The sequence below is a fragment of the Ruegeria sp. BHSC223 genome (assembly GCF_059613025.1).
Map to the genome: position 1 here is coordinate 56,448 of NZ_JBXWRR010000014.1, position 21,610 is coordinate 78,057.

18 protein-coding genes and 1 pseudogene are annotated in these 21,610 nt (G+C 57.7%); 12 read left to right on the forward strand and 7 right to left on the reverse strand.

Going from position 1 to position 21,610, the window contains the following annotated elements; genetic code table 11:
- Position 1: 1 nt before the first annotated feature.
- On the reverse strand, positions 2–379 hold the full coding sequence (locus AC2FNY_RS17190; RefSeq protein ID WP_496803205.1) for a helix-turn-helix domain-containing protein: 378 nt from the start codon (positions 377–379) through the stop codon (positions 2–4).
- 138 nt (positions 380–517) lie between these two features.
- On the opposite strand from AC2FNY_RS17190, the gene AC2FNY_RS17195 reads away from it, so the two are divergent.
- Genes AC2FNY_RS17195 through AC2FNY_RS17205 form a run of 3 tightly spaced genes read left to right on the forward strand, consistent with a single transcriptional unit; the run spans position 518 to position 3,377 of the window.
- The gene (locus tag AC2FNY_RS17195) at positions 518–1,663 is read left to right on the forward strand and encodes a multiubiquitin domain-containing protein (RefSeq protein ID WP_496803206.1); all 1,146 of its coding nucleotides are present in this window, start codon (positions 518–520) and stop codon (positions 1,661–1,663) included.
- Entirely contained in the window at positions 1,660–3,051 is a 1,392-nt protein-coding gene (locus tag AC2FNY_RS17200) for a ThiF family adenylyltransferase (protein ID WP_496803207.1), read from the forward strand. The genes AC2FNY_RS17195 and AC2FNY_RS17200 overlap by 4 nt, the downstream gene beginning before the upstream one ends.
- Entirely contained in the window at positions 3,048–3,377 is a 330-nt protein-coding gene (locus tag AC2FNY_RS17205) for a ubiquitination-like system serine protease family protein (protein ID WP_496803208.1), read from the forward strand. Before AC2FNY_RS17200 ends, AC2FNY_RS17205 begins: the two co-directional genes overlap by 4 nt.
- 56 nt (positions 3,378–3,433) lie before the next feature.
- Here AC2FNY_RS17205 and AC2FNY_RS17210 read toward each other — a convergent pair whose 3' ends face one another.
- Genes AC2FNY_RS17210 through AC2FNY_RS17220 form a run of 3 tightly spaced genes read right to left on the reverse strand, consistent with a single transcriptional unit; the run spans position 3,434 to position 8,272 of the window.
- The gene (locus tag AC2FNY_RS17210; RefSeq protein ID WP_496803209.1) at positions 3,434–4,936 is read right to left on the reverse strand and encodes a hypothetical protein; all 1,503 of its coding nucleotides are present in this window, start codon (positions 4,934–4,936) and stop codon (positions 3,434–3,436) included.
- Entirely contained in the window at positions 4,936–7,152 is a 2,217-nt protein-coding gene (locus tag AC2FNY_RS17215) for a S8 family peptidase (protein ID WP_496803210.1), read from the reverse strand. Before AC2FNY_RS17215 ends, AC2FNY_RS17210 begins: the two co-directional genes overlap by 1 nt.
- Positions 7,153–7,162: 10 nt before the next feature.
- Positions 7,163–8,272, reverse strand: a complete 1,110-nt coding sequence (locus AC2FNY_RS17220; protein WP_496803211.1) for an AAA family ATPase — start codon at positions 8,270–8,272, stop codon at positions 7,163–7,165.
- 618 nt (positions 8,273–8,890) lie between these two features.
- Between AC2FNY_RS17220 and AC2FNY_RS17225 the strand changes: the two genes are divergently transcribed.
- From AC2FNY_RS17225 to repC, 7 genes are all read left to right on the forward strand, one after another.
- Entirely contained in the window at positions 8,891–9,259 is a 369-nt protein-coding gene (locus tag AC2FNY_RS17225; RefSeq protein ID WP_496803212.1) for a phosphoglycerate kinase, read from the forward strand.
- Between the two features lie 128 nt (positions 9,260–9,387).
- A complete protein-coding gene (locus AC2FNY_RS17230; protein ID WP_496803213.1) occupies positions 9,388–11,253 on the forward strand; it encodes a ParB/RepB/Spo0J family partition protein in 1,866 nt (621 codons plus the stop codon).
- A 367-nt stretch (positions 11,254–11,620) separates the two neighbouring features.
- Positions 11,621–12,364 (forward strand): hypothetical protein, encoded by a 744-nt coding sequence (locus AC2FNY_RS17235; RefSeq protein WP_496803214.1) that lies wholly within the window; start codon positions 11,621–11,623, stop codon positions 12,362–12,364.
- A gap of 442 nt (positions 12,365–12,806) precedes the next feature.
- On the forward strand, positions 12,807–13,145 hold the full coding sequence (locus AC2FNY_RS17240; RefSeq protein WP_496803215.1) for a DUF736 domain-containing protein: 339 nt from the start codon (positions 12,807–12,809) through the stop codon (positions 13,143–13,145).
- A gap of 209 nt (positions 13,146–13,354) precedes the next feature.
- Complete coding sequence (repA, locus tag AC2FNY_RS17245; RefSeq protein WP_496803216.1) at positions 13,355–14,536, forward strand: plasmid partitioning protein RepA; 1,182 nt, start codon at positions 13,355–13,357, stop codon at positions 14,534–14,536.
- A 2-nt stretch (positions 14,537–14,538) separates the two neighbouring features.
- Positions 14,539–15,510 carry a plasmid partitioning protein RepB gene (gene repB / locus AC2FNY_RS17250; RefSeq protein ID WP_496803217.1) on the forward strand — a complete coding sequence of 324 codons (972 nt, stop codon included), beginning with the start codon at positions 14,539–14,541 and terminating at the stop codon, positions 15,508–15,510.
- Positions 15,511–15,783: 273 nt separating this feature from the next.
- Complete coding sequence (repC, locus tag AC2FNY_RS17255; RefSeq protein ID WP_496803218.1) at positions 15,784–17,079, forward strand: plasmid replication protein RepC; 1,296 nt, start codon at positions 15,784–15,786, stop codon at positions 17,077–17,079.
- Between the two features lie 12 nt (positions 17,080–17,091).
- Here the strand turns inward: repC and AC2FNY_RS17260 are convergent, their stop codons facing one another.
- On the reverse strand, positions 17,092–18,189 hold the full coding sequence (locus tag AC2FNY_RS17260; protein WP_496803219.1) for a tyrosine-type recombinase/integrase: 1,098 nt from the start codon (positions 18,187–18,189) through the stop codon (positions 17,092–17,094).
- A 156-nt stretch (positions 18,190–18,345) separates the two neighbouring features.
- Between AC2FNY_RS17260 and AC2FNY_RS17265 the strand changes: the two genes are divergently transcribed.
- Positions 18,346–19,230, forward strand: a complete 885-nt coding sequence (locus tag AC2FNY_RS17265) for a DUF1403 family protein (protein ID WP_496803220.1) — start codon at positions 18,346–18,348, stop codon at positions 19,228–19,230.
- 2 nt (positions 19,231–19,232) lie between these two features.
- Positions 19,233–19,829, forward strand: coding sequence for an SMC-Scp complex subunit ScpB (scpB, locus tag AC2FNY_RS17270; RefSeq protein WP_496803221.1), 597 nt, complete (start codon positions 19,233–19,235; stop codon positions 19,827–19,829).
- Here scpB and AC2FNY_RS17275 read toward each other — a convergent pair.
- Positions 19,826–21,427: a hypothetical protein gene (locus AC2FNY_RS17275; protein WP_496803222.1), complete on the reverse strand. Its 1,602-nt coding sequence runs from the start codon at positions 21,425–21,427 to the stop codon at positions 19,826–19,828. The two genes, scpB and AC2FNY_RS17275, sit on opposite strands and share 4 nt — an antisense overlap.
- Positions 21,428–21,481: 54 nt before the next feature.
- Positions 21,482–21,610, reverse strand: a pseudogene (locus tag AC2FNY_RS17280) (Fic family protein); the annotation flags it as partial.

Below are 21,610 nucleotides of genomic sequence, written 5' to 3' on the forward strand. Positions count from 1 at the left end.
TCTAGCCTTGTGTGCTCCGATAGTACTTCAGGTAACGGAGCAATTCCGTCTCTTCATCTGCGGTCAGGTTTTCGATTGCATATTTTCGTTCTGTGGACTGCGTGACATCGGGCCCTTGTCGGCTTGCTGACTCTGAAATGTAGCCCGCCCGAAGCATCAGTTCATCGTACTCAACCCCTAGTGCCTTCGAGAGCGCGTAGAGGATGTTCGGGGACGGCTTCGCGATCTTTCCGCTCTCAAGCTGGCTTAGATATGCGTTGGACACTTGACCATCAGTTTCTGCTTCAACTCGCCTAAGTGAATATCCGCAGTCGTCTCGTGCTTTTCTCAGATAGGGACCAAGATTGCCTTCGGTTGGCTTGCCGACGTTTTTTTCCATCTGGTTCGCTTTTGGGTTGGGGGGTCCAGCGTAAGTAACAAATTTCGCTAAGTATGTCAAGCATGCAAAGTAATGCTTGACAGACTTAGCATGCACTATCTATCAAGCAGACATCAACTGAAACGATAGGTGACGACTATGAAACCTTCTCTGATCGACATTGAAGAATGGGTGCGCGCCCAGCCAAACGCGCAAATTCCTGAAGCTGAGAGCTACCGTTTGCGTCTTTGGGGCGGCGACGGCTTTGACGAAAAGCGTTCACTGAGCGATGCAGAGCCGACAGGCCGGCAGATTCTCGATGCCTTCGACCGATCTCCGGCGGATGAGCATGTGTTGCTCTACCTGCCTCGTCGCGAAAACCTGGAAGTGATCGAACTGGATGACACCATCGATCTGCGAGCGCGGGGTCCTGAGCGGTTCTTTGCATTCAGGACCGATCGCCTGCTAAATTTCATCGTGAACGGGCACCGGTTCAACTGGGGGGCGTCGACGATTTCCGTCGCTCTTATTCGTCTCATCGCCCGAATTCCCGACAATGAGACCCTTTTTCTGGAGCGCGCAGACGCACCTGACAAGGAACTTGCTGATGACGATACAGTCCGTCTGTCAGGCAAAGGTCTTGAACGGCTTGTTTCGCGGCAGCCTTCCTGGAAACTCAATGTACAGGGTGTGTTGTTGACGCTGACATCTCCTGTCGTTGTGGTCAAAGATGCCTTGGCACAGGCCGGTTTTGACCCGAGCGCTGGATGGATTGCGATCCTGAAGCGAAGGGGTGAAGCGAAACTCCAGGTCGCGCTGACCGATACGATCGATTTGACCCTTCCGGGGATCGAAAAGCTTCGGCTGACTCCGGCTCAGATAAACAATGGCGAGGTGCAAACAGCGCCTCGCCGCGAATTCGGACTGTTGGAAAAAGACGAGGCATATCTGAATGAACGCAGCTTGCACTGGGAGACCTTTGTCGATGGTGGTCGCCGTTGGCTGCTGTTGAGCAACTTCGTGCTGCCAGAGGGCTATAATCACTCGGTTGTCGACATCGCAATTGATGTGCCGCCAACCTATCCTCGGTCTGAGATAGACATGTTTCATTGCTTTCCCCACCTGACGCTCAGCAATGGCCGTGTCATTGGCGAAACATCGGGGCGGACGGCCATCGCAGGTCAGACATTCCAGCAGTGGTCCCGTCATCTGAACGGTCAGACGCGTTGGAACCCTGCGACCGACAGTGTGATGACGCACATTGCCGTTGTTGAAGCTGCACTTTTGAAGGAGGTGGGCGAATGACGAGAAGTCTCACCTTAACAGAGCGTCAGCACGAGGAACTACGGGGCATGCTGTTTCCAGGCGATGGTTTGGAATCAGCGGCAATCCTGATCTGCAGATACACCGGTCCGAAACGCGAAAGACTGATCGTTGCCGGTATCTTGAACGTTCCTGATGGCGCGTGCGCTACCCGAAAGCGAGATTTTGTGAGCTGGCCAGGTTCAAGTATCGAAGAGGCTATCGACGAGGCCGAACAACATGCCGACGCCATCGTGTTGGCCCACAGCCATCCTGGCGGCTGGCTCAAATTTTCTCGTGTCGACGATGCGAGCGACCGGGTAACTATGCCGGGATTATTCGCGGCAATCGAAGCAGATGGTCCCTATCATGGGTCCGCAATCATGACGCCAGATGGAGCGATGAAAGTCCGCGTGTATGACGAAATTGGCGGGCATCAGGAGATTGACCAAGTCTGGCGCGTTGGGAGGAACATTACGAACCTCAATACGCCCAGTGCATGCCATGTTATGCCCTTTGGAAAGCAGATGACCGATACCTTTGCGCGTCAGACCGCATGCGTGATTGGTGTGTCCGGTACTGGATCTTTGGTCGCCGAACTGTTGGCGCGTAAAGGTGTCGGCCATTTGATTCTGATCGATTTCGACACAATCGAACACAAGAACCTCAACCGCATCGTCAATTCCACCATCGCGGATGCCGATGAGAACCGATCCAAAACACAGATGATGGCCGAGGCTATTGCGCGATATGCACCCAATACCAGAGTCACCATCATCGACGCGCCAATTGATGAGCGAAAAGCGGTCATCGCAGCATCATCTGCGGATATTCTGTTCTCTTGTGTGGACAGCATGGTCGGCCGGAGTATCGCTGAACTAGTTTCGCGGTACTGTCTGATCCCATTGATCGATATGGGTGTCACGATCCCGACACGTAGGGATGCAGATGGACATCCTCACGTTGCAGACGTTTGCGGGCGCATCGATTTCGTGAGCCCCGATGGGCCAAGTCTGACTGATCGAGGTGTGGTGACGGCGGAGGGATTGCGCGCGGAATACCTGCTTGCCAATGCGCCTGAAGCAGCCAAACGGGAGATTGAGGCTGGGTACATCTCGGGGATTCACGAAGAGGCGCCCTCCGTCATGGCACTGAACATGCGGGCTGCCTCCGATGCTGTATTGGAATGGATAGAGCGACAGTATCCCTATCGGCTGGACGGCAGCACTGGCTTTGCGCGCACGCTCTTCTCTCACGCGGCAGGCGAAGTTGAGTTCTTTTTGGAAGATCACTTCGTGTGCGATTCAGTACTCGGCTTAGGGCAAGGTCTTGTCGAACCACTGCTCGGAATACCGGGCCTGGCGCAGCCCGACCGAAAGGATGCAGCATGAGAGTTGGTTTTTGGCTCAGATCCCTTTGGCAGCGTCATGGTCCCAAGAGACGGCTTATTGTTATCGAAGGAGATACACCCCCTGCTCCAATCCCATCACGCCACATTTATCTCTGTCGCGACGACGGCGACGATTGGTCTGTGGCCTTGCGGTGCCCTTGCGGTTGCGGGGATGACCTCGAGCTCATGTTGTTGAAAGAGGTGAAGCCCAACTGGTCTCTCAAGACCAAGGATAACGAGCCGCCCACCCTTCGACCGTCCGTCTGGCGAAAGTCAGGGTGTGAGGCGCATTTCTGGCTTCGCGACGGTCACATTCACTGGTGTTAAATGTTGTCTCCATTATGCGGTGCCTTTCTGATTGCTGATCGGACGACCTCGCACTCTTAGTGCGGGTCAAGGCGGGCTGCTTCTGCCAGCAGCCAATCCGCATGGTCGTCACCCTCTTCAAGCTCCCAATCCCGGGCTTTCGCTATCTCGTAGCCGATAAGGTCGCGCGCCTCTGAAGCGGTGCAGCCAGCTTTCCTGAGCCTGATCTGTTTGATGCGAGCATCTGTGGCCCGACGCTGGTGGTCTTCAAATTCGGCAATCGCTTCTAGAAGCGATGAGTTGTTGGTGATTAACTCTTCGACACTCTCGAAGTTTACGTCGTGAGCAACGTTTGCCGTGGCCGGAGTTGCCAGTTCTCGCAGATATTCCAGTGTTAGTGCACGGGCGTCCAAGTCCGCTCGTCGCTGTCTTTGTTTGGCGACGATTTCTCGGCAGTCTTGGCAAATCAGCTCGTAATTCGGTTCGGAAATGACGATGTCTCCGGCTCCATCAAGTCGACGTCGCCAAAGTTGTTCGGCGTCATCTTCAATGGCGAACTTTTCAAAGCGGTGGATCCTTGCTGTCCATTCCCCGCGGTTGGAGCGTCGGCAAATCTCTCTTTTGGTGCGCTCGCAGCACGGGCACCTCCACGTATCTCCAGCGTTACGCCAGTGTTTGCTTTTTGCACTTTGTTCGGCATCGAGCATCGCGTATTCCGCATCTGTTGGCGGCTCTACAATCTTCCGTTTAGCGGGCTTTTGTGTTGCGCCCACACCATCGCGGGCCACAGATCGAGTCTCAATCGCTGCGCCAAGGTGCAGACTATGGATGTCTGGTAGTTCTTCTTGGCAAAGTCGAAACAGGATGTCTCTGGCCTGCGGTTGGCCTTGCATCTTTTGACCCGGCGCAACCTCACGATGATGGCGGCCTTTTGCAATTCTCGCCGCCATCCGCCTGGCAAAGTCGACACGGTCAGCTAGGCCTTCTTTCTCTTTCTCCCAAATGGCCCGGGCGCGTTCGAAATCTATTTCGTGCACGCGGTTGTCGCTCACAGTGATGAAGTCGGCGATTTCCGATGGTGTGAAGGTGAAATGCGGCTCGATTTCATCCCGAAGCTCACGCTTCACACGCCCGTCGGCGAGATTGCAATCCGTGCAGATCAAGGCGCATTCAAAACGCTCCACAAGTGGCCTAAGTGCCCCCTCTGCACGGCTGATCTGCACACGGATTTCCGGATTATCGCAACAGGAGAGGATTTCCTCGAATAACTTCTTCAAAAAATCATCTAGGTGATCATGGTGAAGTTCTAGGTGGCAGAGCAAAACCTCTCCGCGCGTCAGCCTGACGATCTGGCGTTTGTGTCTCTTGCAGCAAGGACAACTCCAATCGGTCCAGGTGGAAGCCCAACCTCGGTTTAGATCGAGTGCCTTCGTACCAAACTTGGCTAGTAGCTCTTTGGTTTGATTGCTCCACCGGCCGTCGCGAAAAGGCGCGATGGCCGGCATGTCATCGTCACCAAGCGAAGCAATGTCCGGAATAGTGATGGAAACTTGGATTCCTTTATGCGTATCGCAAGTCATCAGGTGCGGATCGGGACTTCCAAGATCGGCCGCAGCGGCTCGATCTGTGTCGCATACTGACGTACAACTTGATCGTAGAGATCAGCGACACCCTTGGCTTGGACAGAAACAACCATCGCGTAGCTCAGGTTTTCAGGAGGAGCAAAGTTGCGACCTTCAAGCCGGGCGTTGTAGTGGATGTCGAAGCAGGGATTGATCAGCGAACTACCGCGTTTGCGTTTGACAGCATGAAGGCAGTTCTCCCACTTCCAGGCGTCGCGTCTCAATTCATCCTCCGTCGCGCCCGGTAGAGACGAGCCAAAGAAGCTGTCGGAATTAGGATGTACCTGTTCGTCGCGCGAATATTTTGTGTCGTTGGGGCGGAAGGTCACCTCCAACCCGGCTCGGGTATAGTTCCCGGGGTGATGCGGGTCTGTTTGGGTCTTGTAACAGAGCGTGGCCTTGATAGAGACCATACCGCTCATCTGCTCCGACGGTACCGGGATTGCTGCGCGGATATACTTGGCCGGGGAAATTTCGCCCTGGTAAACGACCCGAACCGTGTCGTCGTCACAAAGGATGACGTCGTCCAAACTGCGCGCAACACGCCCCCAACCTATTTCTTTGTGATCCTGGGTGCCTTCCTCGCTTGTATGCACAAGGAGAGTACGGATGGCGAGATGGTTCAGGTTGCCTCCGAAGTGGGCGCGAATGCCGGCGCCCAACCGCAAGACACTTGGCGTGGCGAAAGATGTACCACCCGTCGTTGTGAGCGAAGGTATTGCATCGGGTGCGACAACGACAAAGGGTCGGCTGAATTCGCCTCCGAAATCGACCAAATCCGGCTTCACAAGGCCCGGGCTGCGCCCAGGGCCCTTGGAGCTGTAGGGCGCGCGCTGCCAGTTCTTTCCCGGAGTGTCGCAGGCGCCAATTGCCAAAGCGTTCACACAGTCGGAAGGAACCTGAACACGGTCCAGGCCGAGTATGGAGTCCCCTTCCCCATCGTTTCCAACGGCAATCATTGCCAACGTTGATACTCGTGAAAGGCGGTCGTCCAGCACGGCGGTCCAAGCGTGCACGTCATCGTCCTCGATGGGAAGGCAGGGGCCGAGACTCAGATTGATGAAATCATATTCCTGGCTCGACAGCACGCCTTCTATCCTTTCGAGAATTTCGTAGAGTTCGTGAGGGTTTTGCCCCGGATCCGCGTCCAGAACTCGATAGTGATCGATATTTGCATAGGGTCGCGGCAAAGGTTCTTTGGTGTTGATGTGGCCAAACAAAGCCGCTGATGTCACACCAACTCCGTGTGACAGGTCGTCATCTGTCGCTGGGAGCATTCCGGGAAGCTCATGAGGTATCGCCCACTGAGTCAAAGGATGGTTCTCCGGTATGCCGCCATCAAAGATCGCCACCCGGACATCTTCTGACACGGGTCCTTCGGAGGGCAATTCCAGATCGGTCGTTGGGATTCCCGCCGAACGAATGGTCGGCCGTAGAATTCTCAATCCGGGCATTTGCCGCAACGTTCGAACACCTGTAAAGAGGGCGATGTCATCTGCTCGTTCCACAGGCGCATCGAGTTCGAGGAAACACAGACCTTTGGCGAAGAAACGTCGGCCGAGCTCCACTTCGATTTCTTCACCTTCTAGGTATGCAACGAATGCTTGAAGCATGCCTCGCTCTAGCTCGTTGGCATGCAATACGGTCTCTAGTGTCATTCGCCCTTTTTTGGGCAGTGACCCTTTGATTTTGGTGTGCGGTACTGGTGCCGAGACCTCCTCGATTGAAATGAGTGCGTTCGCGCTACCTCTGTTTGCGTGCCAATCCGGAAGTTGCTGGCTCCATGACCGGATAGCTGACCTGCGGCCTTTCGCGAATAGTTCGGTCGTTACGGCCTCTTCTGGCTCCCTGCCCCGTGATCGTTTTGCTGGGGTTGTCTTTTTTGGGCGGCTACCAATCACTTCGATGCCCACATCCCGCATGAGTTCATGGGGGAAATAGGATTTTGCGATGTATTCCGGATTTAGCGTCAGCGAGATGACTGCCTCATCACCCGGGCAAGCCGCTTGAGGGAGTTCATCAATGCGGGACGACGTCTCAGTGACCATCGGCGAAAGCCTGCTGCGAGCCTCGCTGAATGTGTAGGGCGGTTCCTTGGGAGCGCCTCCACCTTTGATTACGATATCGTCGGTGAGGCGTTCACCCCGGCCCAGAAGAAAATTCTGCTTGCTCATCGTTACCTGTTTAAACCTCTAAAACTGCTTCGTTTTTTAAATGTGTGCGGATCGTGTCGCGCGCGACGCCCGTGATTTCATGCGCTTTTCTCTGGGTTGCCAGACCATTTCTGACCAGCCGGACTGCGATTTCGATGCGCTCTTGTTTTGAGTGTTCGTCAGATGCGACGAGCTGGGAAAGGTAATGATCTAACCCTTTGCCGTTCAGCGCTGCCGAGCGCCGTGCAAGGGTGACTTCTCGTTCGATATCGCTATAGGATCGCCCGATCAAAGAGACCGAAAGGATGTCGACCCAGGCGGACATATCCGGTGCGACTTCTTCAAACAGCGCCCCCAGAAATGCCCGAATCCCTGCTTCCTCCGGCAGAGCGAAGTCGACAGGTTGTTCGAAGCGGCGCCATACTGCGGGATCTAGCAGATCGGAATGGTTGGTGGCTGCGATGAGCAGGCCGGACGAAGGCCAGTCATCGAGCTGTTGAAGCAAAACCGTGACCAGGCGTTTAAGCTCTCCGATCTCACCAGAATCGTCACGGCGTTTTGCGATCGCATCCAACTCATCAAGCAGAAGCACGCAATCAACGGATTTTGCGTAATCCAGCACATGCCTCAAATTGGATCCTGTGCGTCCAAGATAGCTGCTCATGACCGCAGACAGATCGAGGATCATGAGCGGTAGCCCGAGCTCGCGTGCAACCCAGCGTGCGCCCAGAGTCTTTCCGACGCCGGGAGGACCCGTGAATAAAACCGTTCTTGTCGGCTCCAATCCTGCTTCAAGCAATGCGCCAAGGTTTTGCCTCTCCTCAACAAGGCGGGACAACGTGCTTTGGATGTGCTCCGTGTAGACCGGTTCCATTTGTAGAAACGGAGTTTCCTCAACCCGCAACAGCTGGAAGCGAGAATCCGTGTCGGTTGGCAGAGCCGTCTCCATGCCCTTGCGCAAAGGAGATGAGCGAGTGGGGTTTTTGCGAAGTAGCTCTATCAAGGCACCTGAGAATTCCTTATTCAGGCCGCGGCGCTTCGCAATTCGATGCAGATAAGTTTGGACGTCCTGAGTGCGTCCAGACAGCGCCACCCTTGCGAGATGGACGAAATCTTTCTCGATTTCACCATTATCTGCCATACAGTTACCTCAGTTTCTTATTGCATTCAATTGAGTGTCAGCATAGATGGACGAAAAACAATTTACAAACCAAAAATTCTTCCACTTTAGCGTTTCTGTTCATTGGCACGTCAGCGCCTTGCGCTGACCAGGCTCTTGGCTGCGCCCGGAGCCGCGTGTGTCGCGTCTCCGCCAATTCTGGAAACGATCCTTCGTGCATGTCTCAGATGAGATCGCGGGCGAGACCGCGATCGCTTGAGCCAGCGGTCAGCCGGGTCTCCGCTTTGCTCTAACCCGGCTGGCAGGTTTCCATTTTTGAGTTCCGCCTGCCATCCGGCCAGCGCCCCGAACAGGGGCCCTGGTGTCGCGTACCGCGCCAGCCTCCACTGGAGAAATCCGGTTCCTCCCGCGCGTACGCGCGCGGGTCCCTCCCGATTTCACCGCTCCGGCCCCCTGTGTCGGGTCGCCGTCCGGCCGCAGGAGGGCTGTCGCCCTCCCCTGCTCTGCCCAGCCGAAAAGCACGGGGGCTTTTCGGGCTGTGAGATCAGTCGAGGCCTCCGCCACTGGCGGAAGCGGACAAGGCCGAGAGGTCACAAGCAAAAGATGCCGCGCCGCTCTAACCACGAAAGGAGTTGGCCAATGGGCCTTGATCAATACGCATATGTCAAAACCCCCGAGAGCGGAGAGGAGGGCGAAAGCCCGAAATTCGTCTGGCGCAAGCATTCCAAGCTCCAGACCTTCATGGAGGCGCTCTACACCGAGCGGACCGGGCTTTCCGCCTCCGATCTTAACTGCGGTGAGTTGAAACTGGAAACCGCCGACATCGACACATTGGAACAAGCGGTGAAGGGCAGCGCCCTGCCCCATTGCGAGGGCGGTTTCTTCTATGGGCATCAGTTTCAAGACGAGCAGGCCAGCGAATACCACGACTACGATCTTGAGTTCTGCGCATGGGCGCGGGCCGAGATCGAACAGGGATCGACCGTGATCTATTCCTGCTGGTGGTGACGCCTTGAGGGCGGGGTCGCATGAGCGAGCGGTCCTGCCCCCCCTCCCCTTCCCATCAACAAAACCAGCCGCTGAGTGCCTTTGCCGCGCTCCGAGCGGGCCTGACATCCATCCGAAAGGACAATCCAATGACCAAGCAACAATCCATCCAAGCAGACACCGCCAGCGCCGTGATCCTGCAAGTCCCCTTGGAGATGCTCTACATCTCTGACCTGAACCCGCGCAAAGCGGTCTCCGAGGCGCATATCGAAAGCCTTGCAGACAGCATCGAGCGCTTCGGCCTTATCCATAATCTTGCGGGCCTCATGGACGAGGACGGCAAGGTCGGGATCGTCGCGGGCGGGTGCCGCTTGCGGGCGATCCAGATGATCGCCGAGCGGTCCGAGGCCCATCCCTTCAACACGGTGCCGGTCAAGCTTGCGGCTGACGCTGCCGAAGCCGAGGATTGGGCCAGTGCCGAGAACGCCGCCCGCGAGGACATGACCCCTGCTGACGAAATCCGCGCTTTCGGACGGATGAAGGAACGCGGTGCGACCGTTCCTGAAATCGCCCTCGCCTTTGCTGTGACCGAGGCCCGTGTCTATCAACGACTGGCCCTTGCCGGATTGCCCGAGCCGGTGCTGGACTCGCTGGCCGCAGGTGAAATCAGTCTCGGCACCGCCAAGGCCTTCACGCTTTCCGATGACGAAGCGCTCACCCTGAGCCTTCTGGATCAGGTCAAAGGTCAAGCGGTTTCCGAGAGTGCGATAAAGAATGCGCTGCATCCCGACGCTATCAAGGCCACCGACCGCCGTGCGAAGTTCGTCGGCATCGAGGCCTATGAGGCTGAGGGTGGCACGGTCACGCGTGACCTCTTCTCCGATGAAGCCTACCTTGCCTCCCCTGCCCTTCTGGATCGGCTGTTCACCGAGAAGCTGGAAGCCGCCCGTGCCGATCTGATCGACACACAAGGCTGGGCGTGGGCCGAAGCCCGACCAGAGGCCTGGCTCAACTACTATGAGTTGGACCAGATGAAACTGGCCCGTCTCTACACAATCGAAGGGGAACTGACCGAGGAAGAAGCCGAGGAATACGACGAACTAGCAGACCTCGCCAATGGCGGGGTTCTGGACGAAGACGGCGAAGCACGGCTCTCGGAATTGCAGGTCCTTCTCGATGGCGATTATTCCGAGGATCAGAAAGCCCATGCAGGCTGCGTCATCCTCGTGAACGCATCGGGCAAGCTCGAGGTCACAGCCGGTCTGGTCCGCCCCGAGGACAAGAAAGCCGCCATTGAGGCGGGTGTCCTGCAAGCACCGCAAACCACCAAGTCTGACACCCCGAAATCCCCCTACTCGCAAAAGCTCGTGGCAGACATGCGGGCGATCCGGCTGGCGTCTGTACAGGCGGCGCTTCTGGCCAAACCGGAGCTTGTTCTGGACCTGCTGGGCTTTGGGCTGTCGGAGGCGTCAGGCAGCTTTGAGAGTGTGTTCGGCATTCGTCTGGATCGCCCCACGAATGCACCAAGCATTGAGGATGGATTCACCTGCGAACCGCGTTTGGAACATGGGATCGATTCCAGCGATTACTGGCAGAAAGGCACTCGTGTCGAAGACCTGTCCAAAGCTTTTACCACCTTCCGTGAGACCGGCAAGAAAGCCCGCAACGCCCAGATCACCGAGGCGATCGCGCGCACCCTGCCCTATCGGGCTGGCGGCACGGAGTTCTTCGATCTGATCGCGGAGGAAGCCGGAGCCGATATCCGCAAGTACTGGACGCCCACGGCGGAGAATTTTTTCTCGCGGGTCTCAGTTAGCCACCTTGTCGATCTGCTTTGCGAGTTCCTCGACTGCGATGCCCGCGACGAACGTGTCGTCGCTTTCGCCAAGCTCAAGAAGGCCGAAAAAGCCGAGAAGATGGAAAAGCTCGTGAGCGACCCGACCACCCAGAAGCTCATGGGCCTGACCCCCGATCAAAAAGCCAAACTCGACAAATGGGTGCCCGACTGCACCTGACGGCTCCTTCGTGGGAGACCCAACTGGCCCCGCTTCGGCGGGGCTTCTTTTTGTTTGAATTAACGTCAAGACGCGAGGCTTGGGAAATTGTCCGGCGGCGGGGCAGAAGGACAAGCCCCTGCCCCGCCGCCGGACCGGCGCTGTCCGCGCGGGAGCACCGCCGAGGCGGTGCGGATTGATTTCAGAAACCGAACTAGACCAGTACTTGACGATCCTTGGTGGAAACCCGATATTGTAGTTGGCCTTCCGCACAGGCCGGTGTGCCCGCCACGCAAAGCCTTGCAGTGCTTAATTTTTTTCATCGACCCCTTCTTAGCGGATCGATTAGTAGCGGGCACCTAGTCAGATCCGGAACTAGGAATGGATCATGACACAAGATCGCAAAATGAAAGACCTGAAGACCATCGCAAAGAAGATTGCGAGGTCAAAACGCATCGAACACCATGAGGCACTCGATATGGTGGCTCAGGAACTCGGACATGCCCATTGGTACGCGGTGTCCGCTGCCAACAAGAATGGGTGGAACCCACAGCCGGAAGACCTGGCCAAAGCGACCAGCTTGCTCGAACAAGTCAATCCTGGCGCGGTTCCGAACGAAGGGGAGCCGGACGAGATCTCCGAGATGTTCGGCGATCCCGGCGGTGAAAGCCAGGGACAGATCGGCCCACATCACTACAGGATCGATGTCTCTATGGATGACGTCTACATGAGCGGCCGCGGCTGGCTCATCCATGTCCCTGAGGCGCCTTCGAGACCACCAAGTGTTCAGGTGACCGACAGGCGGTACAAGGTGAACCCAGTAAGTGATCCCGACTTCGTTGCTCGCGCTTTGGAAATTGCCAATGTCAAAGCCGAACAGGTGCGTGCACGCATTGCATCGGACTGGCCAAGGCGCTCAACGAAACCGGACGCCCAAGGTCGTGTGCTTCATCCGATTCATCGGGATGAGAGTGATACTTGGTACTGTTTGCACTGCGACGAACAATCATCAGGAAAGGCAGTTGCGGCAAATCTCTGGCATTGTCCGGCCTGTGGCGCATCGCCGATTGACATCTTCAGCTCCCCCTGGTGGCTTGATGATTTCTCTGAGGCTCGCGAAAGCTTGGCGTAGCTTGTGCGGGAAATACTCCCGAATGTGAAACGGGGCCGGTGGTGAAGTGCGCCACCGGCCCTTTCACTTGACCACTAGGCGCTGTCGGCGTCAGAGATTGCTCAAACCATCCATGGATGTCGCAGGCCGCTCTCTTAGGGAGTCGAAGTGGGAAGGGCGGAGTATTTCGGCCCCTTCACTCTTGCTGTGCCCGGCACTTCCTGAACGCCGCTGGTTGCCCGTCTGTGCACCTTCATTCGGTGTTGCATGACATGCTGGTCGCAGGGTCTGTCCCGAACACAAAGGGCGGTTGCCTGAATTGTCCCCTGCCCCTTCGGGTCATTCCTCGCGGGGCAAAATTCGGGCCCCCTACCCTTCTCCGCTTCGCTCCGCCTGCGGTGTGTTCAGGCCATTTTCCCCTGCCCTCTGACCATCATTACAACACCAGAAAAGGAGCAAGGCAATGACCACCAACTGCATCAAATTCGAAAGTGCCGATATCGAGGCCGCAAAAGGCGTCGGTTCGATCTCCACCTTGACCTTCGACATCGATATCACCGTCGAGCCCGTTACAAGCGACAATCCGATGGCACCGACGCACCGTGTTCTTGGTCGCTCTCCACGCGGTCGCCTGGTCGAATGCGGCGGTATCTGGAAGAAGCAGAACCGTGACACCGGTGCTGACTACTTCACAATGAGCATCCGGGACTTCGGCTTCAACGCCAATCTCGGCAAGGCTGCACATCAAGAGGACGACACGCTTCAGGCGGTGATCCCTTGGGGGCCGAAGGACGCTCAATAAGCTCAGCGCCGGGCCTTGCGAGGTCCGGCGATCTTGTCTCACGCGTGCTGTTAACAGCTGTTAACTCCGCGTTGTGGCCATAGCTTCCCTAGTGCGCGGTCTCTTGCGAGGCACAATCTGTGGACAAAATCCTTGACTTAACAAGGTGAATCACGGCCTTTAGAGTCAAGTTGCGCAAATAAGCGTGTTCGAGCAGAGAAATAGCAACCATGTTCCAGACGGCACCAATCGAAGCGGCGTCTCAATCCGAGCTTACAAGCCAGATGGCAGCGCGTCTACACACCGCGCTCACGACTCATCTGCAACAAGCATATGCGCCGGATCAGCGAAAGAATTTGAGACTATTCAGCGCTACAGAGACTGCTGAGCTCCTCGGCGTGACCGGTCAATTCTTGCGCAAGTGCCATAGCGACGGGTCCTTGCCGGAGCCGCAATTGATTAAGAATGGGCGGCGCTTTTATTCCGGCGCGGAGATCCTAAACGCGCGGCAATTGCTGGAGGCAAGCTCACGCAAGCCCGGAAAGTACCTCCCTGGCCGCCGTGAGGGTGACAAGCTTCAGGTCATTCAGCTGATGAACTTCAAAGGCGGATCTGCGAAGTCCACGTCCGCCATCCATCTTTGCCACTACCTTGCCCTGAGCGGGTATCGTGTTCTGGCAATTGATTTGGACCCTCAAGGAAGCCTCACCGGCTTTTGCGGAATTCAAACGGAATTGGAATTCGAAGGTGCCTCAATCTACGACGCGCTGCGTTATGACGATCCGGTGCCGATGTCTGACGCTATCGTGGAAACCTATTTCCCTGGCCTGCATTTGGCGCCTGCCCGCCTCGTGCTGAGCGAATTTGAGACTGAGACCGCGGTTAATGCTGGACGTGGCGTTGCGTTCTTTGAGAAGCTCGACCAGGCGATTCAGTCCGTTGAGAGCGATTATGATGTGGTGGTCATCGACAGTCCACCAGCGCTTGGCTTTCTGACGCTGACGGGTCTTTACGCAGCGACTTCCGTGATTGTGCCGATGACACCGAGCATGCTCGATCTTGCTTCGACACAGCAGTTTGTCGAAATGACCTCGGCTTATCTCGGTGTGATCGAGGACACGGGCGTTAAACTCGATCATGACTTCTTCTCCTTTCTCATTACGCGAGACGATCCGAGTGACATCCCCAGTCAGCAGATCGTGAGCCTTATGCGCGCGCTCTTCCAGGATCGAGTCGTAGGCGCGACCGGCCTGCGAAGCACTGCGATAGGCGATGCATCGATGCTCAAGATGTCGATCTATGAGGTTGCACGATCCGAGATGACCCGGTCGACCTATGATCGGGCAAAGAACAGTATGGATGCAGTCGGTGCGGAGATCGCAGGGATGCTGCAAAAGGCATGGGGACGTTAATCATGGCGATGGGGAAAAACAAAACCGGCATCATGGCGGCGATCACAGCGGCAAGTGAAGCATCTAAAGAGGGCGGTTCAGAAAGAGCCCACCGAACCTTGCCGAAAGGCACCATCGGGTCTGTCCGTGCTGGTCTTGGCGGCATTCAGGAAATCGACACGAACTTGATCCTGGCCTGGGGCCCGAAGGACCGGCTGGATATCGAGTTAACAGCTGTTAACAACGAAGTTCCGCACGATTCCATCCAGGACCTCGCAACCAGCATCGCAGAGGCTGGACAGCAAGTCCCAGTGCTTCTGCGCCCATCAAAGGACCGTGACGGTCATTTTGAAGTCATCTATGGCCAACGCCGCATTCTTGCTTGCCGCCATTTGGGGATACCCGTGCGAGCCCTAATCCGGACGCTCGATGATACCGATGCCTTAATGGCGAAGGGCCTTGAAAACGCAGGCCGTGCAGAGTTGAGTTACTATGAGCGTGTTCGGTTCGCTCAAGCGATCCTGGAGCAGGGCTACTCGCGTGCCGAGGCATGCCAAGCTTTGGCGATCAGCAAAAACACCCTGTCGCAACTTGAGCGTATCAACCGCTTGGTCCCCTCCGCTGTCGGTGAAGCGATCGGCGCCGCGCCGGGGGCAGGGCGTCCCAAATGGACGACCCTCGCGACGGCGTTTGAAAAGGAACAGCTGACCGAAAAGGCCGCTCTTGGGGTTCTGCGCCGATCAGGTGAGTTGGAATCCGACGGTCGCTTGGAGCTTGTGCTCAAAGAGATCGGTAAGCGCGGCAAGCAAGAGCGTGCTGTTGAGGAGCGCTCGCCACTTCCTGGCGTCCAAATCAAGAGTGGACAGTCCGGTCTTTCGTTGACCGTAAGGAGGGCGGGAGACCACGCGAAATTCGCAAATTGGCTGGATCAAAACCTGGACCAGCTCATTCAGGATTCCTTCGAGCGGTTTCAATCAGAAAACCATGAAGGATAGCGGCGGTTAACAGCTGTTAACCGTCAGAACAGAGGCAACGAGCAGAAAGGAGGACGGCACCAAAAGGAAAACCCTCGAAACCGAAGTCCCGAGGGCTGCTGCGCACAAAGCGCGATTTGTTTTGACACCACAATCCTAGCAGCCCGCGAATCGCTAAACAACGAAAAACGTCTTCGGGCGAACAGGTTTTCTGTGCCTAGTTAGAAAATGACAAAATTCGATGATGCTCCGCATGGAGCGACTGGGACAGTCATGCCTCAGAACGGTGGAGGTATGTCCAATATCAACCAACCCTCGGGGTGGCGCAAAGCGACGGCCGGACTCGCGGTCGCTGAACAGCTCGCACAGGTCGGCGAACAGGCGGGCGTACCCAAAACACGGGCCTTTGTGGCAGTAAAGCGCGTCGGCGCTCACATTGGCCTCAAGGCCGGCGACATGCTGCTTCTCGACACGCTTGGGGCATTCACGCAAGCCCAGGATTGGGAAGAGGGGCAGCGCCCGATTGTCTGGGCGTCGAACGCCTACCTGATGGAGCAAACGGGCTTCTCGCTCTCGGCGCTCAAGCGCCATGCGCGGCGCCTGACCGAGATCGGGGTGATTTCTTTCAAGGACAGCCCTAACGGCAAACGGTGGGGCCACAGGGACGCTGACGGGCGCATTATCGAGGCCTACGGCTTCGATCTGTCCCCGCTGTCAGCACGTGTTGAGGAATTTGAGCAGCTCCAGGCCGAATTGCAGGCCGAGCGCGAGCTCTGCCAGCGCCTGAAGCGTCAGATCACGGTTGCACGCCGTATGATCCGCGCCCGGATCGAAGCGGCCTTCAGCAGCACGCTGAGAGGGCCCTGGGAGCATTTTTCAGGGCTGTTCGAGGATCTCCTGGACCGTCTTCCGCGCCGGAACACGGCCTCTGAGACGCTCACGCGGCTCCTGGCTTGGTTCAAAGAGCTCCAGGAGCGGGTCGAGGCGACTTATCTCAAGGCAGTTCGGGCGGATGACGTTGTGGAGAACACGGCCGAAACCACCGAACAAGTCGGTGAAAAGACTCAAAAATTGGACCCCAGGGAGGTCAATTCTGAACCTCATATACTAATTACAACCCAACTTAATCCTGTATCCTGTAATCGCTCAGAAACTGAGCAAGCGGCGGGCGTGGCGCCCAATGCGCCACCGGAAGAGCAGGTGGATAGGGAATTGGAAGATTGGGTTGCTGAAACCCGCAAAAAACGTGGGGTTGCGCTTGATTTGCCGACAGTGATGCAGGCTTGTCCTGAGTTTGCGTCCTGGGCGCGCAATATGGGCGGATATCTGAAGGATTGGGGCGATTTGCACCGGGTTGCCGGGCAGCTGAGGCCGATGATTGGCGTTTCCGAGCATGCCTGGAACCTCGCTCAGGATCGTCTTGGGCCACAAATCGCGACAGCTGCGCTGGTTTTGACCTTCGACAAGCATTGCGCCGGTGAAGTGGCCTCTCCGGGTGGCTATCTTCGAGGCATTGTCCAGAAAGCCGGGGCAGGGGAGTTGCATCTCGAGCGCAGCTTCTACGGCAGGCTCAGCGGGCAGGCGGCGTGATGGGTTGCGCGATTAAAGACCCGCGGCCTTGGTCAGGTTCACCCGAAACCGGTCCCTGCGGCGCTGGTAGCGGCGGGTCATCTCGGCCGAGGCGTGTCCAAGCTGCTTTTGGACATAACGTTCATCGACTTCGGCCGAGCTGGCGAGGCCGGCGCGCAGGCTATGGCCCGAGAACAGGGCGAGGCGGTCCTTCTCGGGCAGTTCCGACCGGATGCCGGATTTCAGGACGGTGGCTTTGATGAGGCGGGCGACGTGTTTGTCCGACAGGCGGGCCTCCAGCGCTTTCTTTCCGTCGCGCGAGGTGCGCACGAAGACTGGACCAAAATCGATCTTGGCGAAGTGCAGCCATTGTTCGAGCGCATGCACCGGGCAGGTCTGGTCCGAGGATCCGCGACCGATCTCGACCTCGCGCCACCCTGTCTTGGCGTTCAGGATCAGTACCGCGCCATCGTCGAGAACCTCGATCCAGCCGCCACTGTCGGGTGTGTCGTCTTTCCTGAAATCCAGACTGACGATTTCCGAGCGCCTGAGACCACCGGCATATCCCAGGAGCAGGATGGCCCTGTCACGTAGCCCACGTAGGTCGAAACCCAAAGTAGCCACCATGGCGAGGATGTCCTCGGGGAGAATGGCCTCTTTCTGGACGGGTGGTCGCGCATGCTTGCGCTTGATCCCGGCCAGCACGGTGGCGATGTGACGATCCTTTCGGTCGAGCGCGAACCCGCGCTGCGCGTAGTTCCAGGCGAGGCCGGACAGGCGGCGGTCTATTGTACTGACGGAAAGGGCAGGGGAGGGGCCTGTCGGCGCAGCAAGATCGGTCAGGTAGAGGCCGATCATTTCCGGGGACAGAGGTAGGGGCTCCGCACCCTTCAGCCTGCACCAACGCGCGAAGTGTTTCCAGTCGGCAGCATAGGCCTTGTTGGTGTTCTCGGCCGTCGAGGCCCTGGCGTAGTCGCGCGCGTTCTCCACCAGTCGATCGAGTGTCCCGGATCCAGCGACATGGGAGGGCAGGGCGATCCCATCGCTTTCCTCTTGATCTCTCTCGTCGACGCGAGCATCATCCAACCCACCAAAGGGCGCTGACGTCGATTTCTCAGTCTCTGAGGCCATCTTCCAGAAAATCCAGCGGTGAAATTCAACTGTTTCCCAGCATATCTTTTTATGTCCGATAATGCAAACTTATTGGACATAAATGCAAACTGTAAGGCGAGGCGGTTAGTTCGCTATTTTCTGGTATAAAGCGCCGCGACAATGTAGGCTCAGGGCATGACATTTGCTCGACCGGATCAGATCAACGACTTGGACACGTTACCCCGGATGCCTGTCTGGGTCACCTCTGCACGCGCTGAAACCCTTGAAGATGTTGCGTTTTTGTCGGGTGCGTCTCTGAGCCACCTGCATCTTGTGTTGCAACGCGAGGCGGTCCCCCAAGCCTTGTTGCGGGACCGGCTCGCGCTGCGTGCGGCCGAGGCCTGTATGGTGTTTTCGGGGCGCCCGGAGCGGGCAGGGGAGCTGCGCGACGCGGTGCACCTGTTGCGGCCCGGCGATCTACCCGGACCGTTCGGTGAAACCTACCTTGCCTGGCGCCGCGCGGCAGAGCGGCCGGTGTCGATCAAGGCTTTGGGACGAGCCTTACCGGCCTTCGAGCCGGGCCAGATCGGGACCTGGCTCGGTGCGTGGAAAGGGGCGCCCGTGACCCGGGCCGCGATGGCGCTGGACGCCGTTCTGCGCGAGGCACCGCGCGCAGAGGTAGCAGGGCTGATCCTCGCGGATGCGGCTCTCGCCCAAGTCCTCAGTTGGGATCACGTTGTGCCGCTGCTGGCCCCCGCCCTGAAACGCGCCGACCTGCGCAAGCGAGGCGAGGACTTGCTGCTCGCCTGCCATCGCGCGCTTATCGCCTCAGCGGTCGAGGCCGTGCGTCTCTCCGCCGACCTCGCGCGTCGGGCGGCGCATCTGAAAGCGGTGGCACCAAAGCTGCGAGCGAAGGGGGCGGGCGACGCGGTCGCGATGTTCCTGACACGCGATGCTCTCGCGCCCTCGGCTCTGCCTTTGCCGGATCGCGCCGCGCGGCGGCTCTGCGACCGGCTGGTGGACCTCGGCGCGGTGCGCGAGCTGACCGGCCGGGACACCTTCCGGCTCTACGGGGTGTAGGGATGGCAAAGGATCGACTCGAACCGGAGCTTGATCGCGAGTTGTCCGATCTGCCGCCTGAGCTGCGTTGGAGGGAATGGATGCGCCGGATCGAGGCGGTACTCTTTGCCTCGGCCGCGCCAGTGCCGCGCGAAGACCTTGCCCGCGTGGTGGGGCAGGGGGCCTCGGTTGACCTGCTGATCGAGGACCTTGCCGCCGATCTGGAGGGGCGGGCGTTCGAAATCGCCCAAGTCGCCGGCGGCTGGTTGTTTCGGACACGGGCGGCCTATGCGCCCGCGATCCGGGCGGCGGCGGATGTCGGCGATCAATTGCTGGAACTGAGCGAGTTCGACATCGCGGTCCTGGCCTCTATCGCCTATCACCAGCCGATCACGCGCGACGGGCTCAAGGACATCTTCGGCAAGGAAATCAGCCGCGACCTGATCGGCCGGCTGCATGCGCGCGACCTGATCGGGTCCGGGCCAAGGGCGCCCCGGCGAGGGGCCCCCTATACATTCGTCACCACGAAGCAGTTCCTCGTCGCCTTTGGGTTGGAAAGCCTGCGCGACCTTCCTGATCGTGAATTGCTAGAGGATGCGGGGCTGAATGCTGAACCCTAATCGGTATCGACCGGCTTCAGAAACGCGTGGGTCAATGCTGCGGCGCGGAGGACTCTGACCAACAGCTGCTCGAGTTCCAGTTGATTTTCGATTTGAACGGCGTGGTGGACAGAGCCACGGACACGCGTCGCAAGAATGAGGTCCGCCGCTTTTTCATGTTCTCTGCCGCTACCCCTGAGCGCGTCTATCTCTTCGAGCAGGTCTTCAAATGGCAGGCCGCGCTCCAGTAAGGTTTTCTGTTTCTTTAAGATCCGCCCGACCTCGGTTCCATCCCATAGGTCACGGAACATTTTGGAAAGCTGGGTGCCCTGTCCGCCCAGGGCACGAACCACTTGTTCAACCGCAACCGACATTCCCTGAAGGTCACTTTGCATGCCGGCGATCCGGGCGTGACCGTATTCAAAAGCGTGTTTTTCGAACGATTGCAGCCGATGGAAAATCGCGTCCTGAAAGTTCCCACGAAGAAACGCTCCAAACTCTCTCACTTGGTCTTCCGACAGGTCCGGGGCGCGCAGCGTGTAAACCAGGCGTTCGACCTGTTCCGCATCCCAATCGGGCCAAATGACTTCTAGCGTGCGATGCATGCCGGAGCCTTGAAATCCGATGGCTTTGTTGATCTCCACGAAACTCATTTCGAAATGGACTTGGAGCAATCGAACCCCTTCCGCGAGAAAGATCTTATAGGCGTCGGCGATGAGGGGACGGCCTTCCCGATGCCATTCATGCCATTGCTTCGCCAGAAACTTGCAGCAGTTGATTAGGTCGTCCGAGCCCACGCTGAACCGCTCACAGGCTTCTTTTGCGACGGACCGGCGTATTTCGTCTCTCTCCGCGATCTGTTCGTCATTGAGAACAATACGCCCGCCACCCAAACCTTGAAGCAAGCGAATTGTACGGTACTGCTCCTCCTCACGCGACCACTCGATCGCGTCGAGAGTGGTCTCATGCGTTTTGAAGTCACGGAGCGCCCGGATCGAAGAAAGTGCTTCCGAGGCCCTTCCTCCTGGCCAACGCCCATTTTGGATGTCGTCCCGGACGCGCTTAGCTACGTCATCGCTCGCCATATTCACCCGGATGTGGATACCCATATCCGCAAGCTCGGCCGCCAACAGCAACTGCCAACTCGAGTAGAAGTCCTGGACACTGTCGCTGTCGTGAAGATCGGGGCTCTCATCGCTCGATACGCGAACACGTCGATCACGATGGGGGATGAACGATTGTTGGGCCGGTTCTTGTAGGAATTCCGCCCATTCCGGTTTTGGGGCATCGAAAGGGTGAGCTTTCGCATTGAGGCTCTTGAAGCTGGCATCCTGAAGAGCATTCCAAAGGTCGGCGGCGGCTTCCAATCTCGGACCATCGGGTTCGACCGGGTCATGGAGGGTTTTCGCCCATTCGTGGGTCTCCAACCAGATGCGCCGGGCGATGGGATCGGGCCAGAAGAGACGGATGCGCGGACGCAAGAGCCCCAGTTCTTCCAGGCCCTCCAGCAGCGCGGGTCCGGCATATTCGCCGCGAAAGGCCTTCAATTGTGCGAGGTCAGACAGGAAGTCGCGTGCGCGCCGGTATCTTCCAACAGTGATCCGAACCTTGTAGTCCATTGGTTCTTCACCGAACCGCTTGAGAAGCGGTCAAGGCAAACGTTTTGACCAGCATCATGCCGGCAAATCTCCATCGGCGAACAGGTTGGGGAACAGCCGTTCGCGGTAGTCCAAGGGAAACGCCAGTCTTACAGGGGTCTTCGGAGACGCAGAGGTAAGGTACCCGGCGGAGGTCAGTTTACT

Excerpts from the sequence above, each read along its gene's own strand:
- AC2FNY_RS17190 (WP_496803205.1), bottom strand. The coding sequence starts at position 379 with ATGGAAAAAAACGTCGGCAAGCCAACCGAAGGCAATCTTGGTCCCTAT.
- AC2FNY_RS17195 (WP_496803206.1), top strand. The coding sequence starts at position 518 with ATGAAACCTTCTCTGATCGACATTGAAGAATGGGTGCGCGCCCAGCCA.
- AC2FNY_RS17200 (WP_496803207.1), top strand. The coding sequence starts at position 1,660 with ATGACGAGAAGTCTCACCTTAACAGAGCGTCAGCACGAGGAACTACGG.
- AC2FNY_RS17205 (WP_496803208.1), top strand. The coding sequence starts at position 3,048 with ATGAGAGTTGGTTTTTGGCTCAGATCCCTTTGGCAGCGTCATGGTCCC.
- AC2FNY_RS17210 (WP_496803209.1), bottom strand. The coding sequence starts at position 4,936 with ATGACTTGCGATACGCATAAAGGAATCCAAGTTTCCATCACTATTCCG.
- AC2FNY_RS17215 (WP_496803210.1), bottom strand. The coding sequence starts at position 7,152 with ATGAGCAAGCAGAATTTTCTTCTGGGCCGGGGTGAACGCCTCACCGAC.
- AC2FNY_RS17220 (WP_496803211.1), bottom strand. The coding sequence starts at position 8,272 with ATGGCAGATAATGGTGAAATCGAGAAAGATTTCGTCCATCTCGCAAGG.
- AC2FNY_RS17225 (WP_496803212.1), top strand. The coding sequence starts at position 8,891 with ATGGGCCTTGATCAATACGCATATGTCAAAACCCCCGAGAGCGGAGAG.
- AC2FNY_RS17230 (WP_496803213.1), top strand. The coding sequence starts at position 9,388 with ATGACCAAGCAACAATCCATCCAAGCAGACACCGCCAGCGCCGTGATC.
- AC2FNY_RS17235 (WP_496803214.1), top strand. The coding sequence starts at position 11,621 with ATGACACAAGATCGCAAAATGAAAGACCTGAAGACCATCGCAAAGAAG.
- AC2FNY_RS17240 (WP_496803215.1), top strand. The coding sequence starts at position 12,807 with ATGACCACCAACTGCATCAAATTCGAAAGTGCCGATATCGAGGCCGCA.
- repA (WP_496803216.1), top strand. The coding sequence starts at position 13,355 with ATGTTCCAGACGGCACCAATCGAAGCGGCGTCTCAATCCGAGCTTACA.
- repB (WP_496803217.1), top strand. The coding sequence starts at position 14,539 with ATGGCGATGGGGAAAAACAAAACCGGCATCATGGCGGCGATCACAGCG.
- repC (WP_496803218.1), top strand. The coding sequence starts at position 15,784 with ATGTCCAATATCAACCAACCCTCGGGGTGGCGCAAAGCGACGGCCGGA.
- AC2FNY_RS17260 (WP_496803219.1), bottom strand. The coding sequence starts at position 18,189 with ATGGCCTCAGAGACTGAGAAATCGACGTCAGCGCCCTTTGGTGGGTTG.
- AC2FNY_RS17265 (WP_496803220.1), top strand. The coding sequence starts at position 18,346 with ATGACATTTGCTCGACCGGATCAGATCAACGACTTGGACACGTTACCC.
- scpB (WP_496803221.1), top strand. The coding sequence starts at position 19,233 with ATGGCAAAGGATCGACTCGAACCGGAGCTTGATCGCGAGTTGTCCGAT.
- AC2FNY_RS17275 (WP_496803222.1), bottom strand. The coding sequence starts at position 21,427 with ATGGACTACAAGGTTCGGATCACTGTTGGAAGATACCGGCGCGCACGC.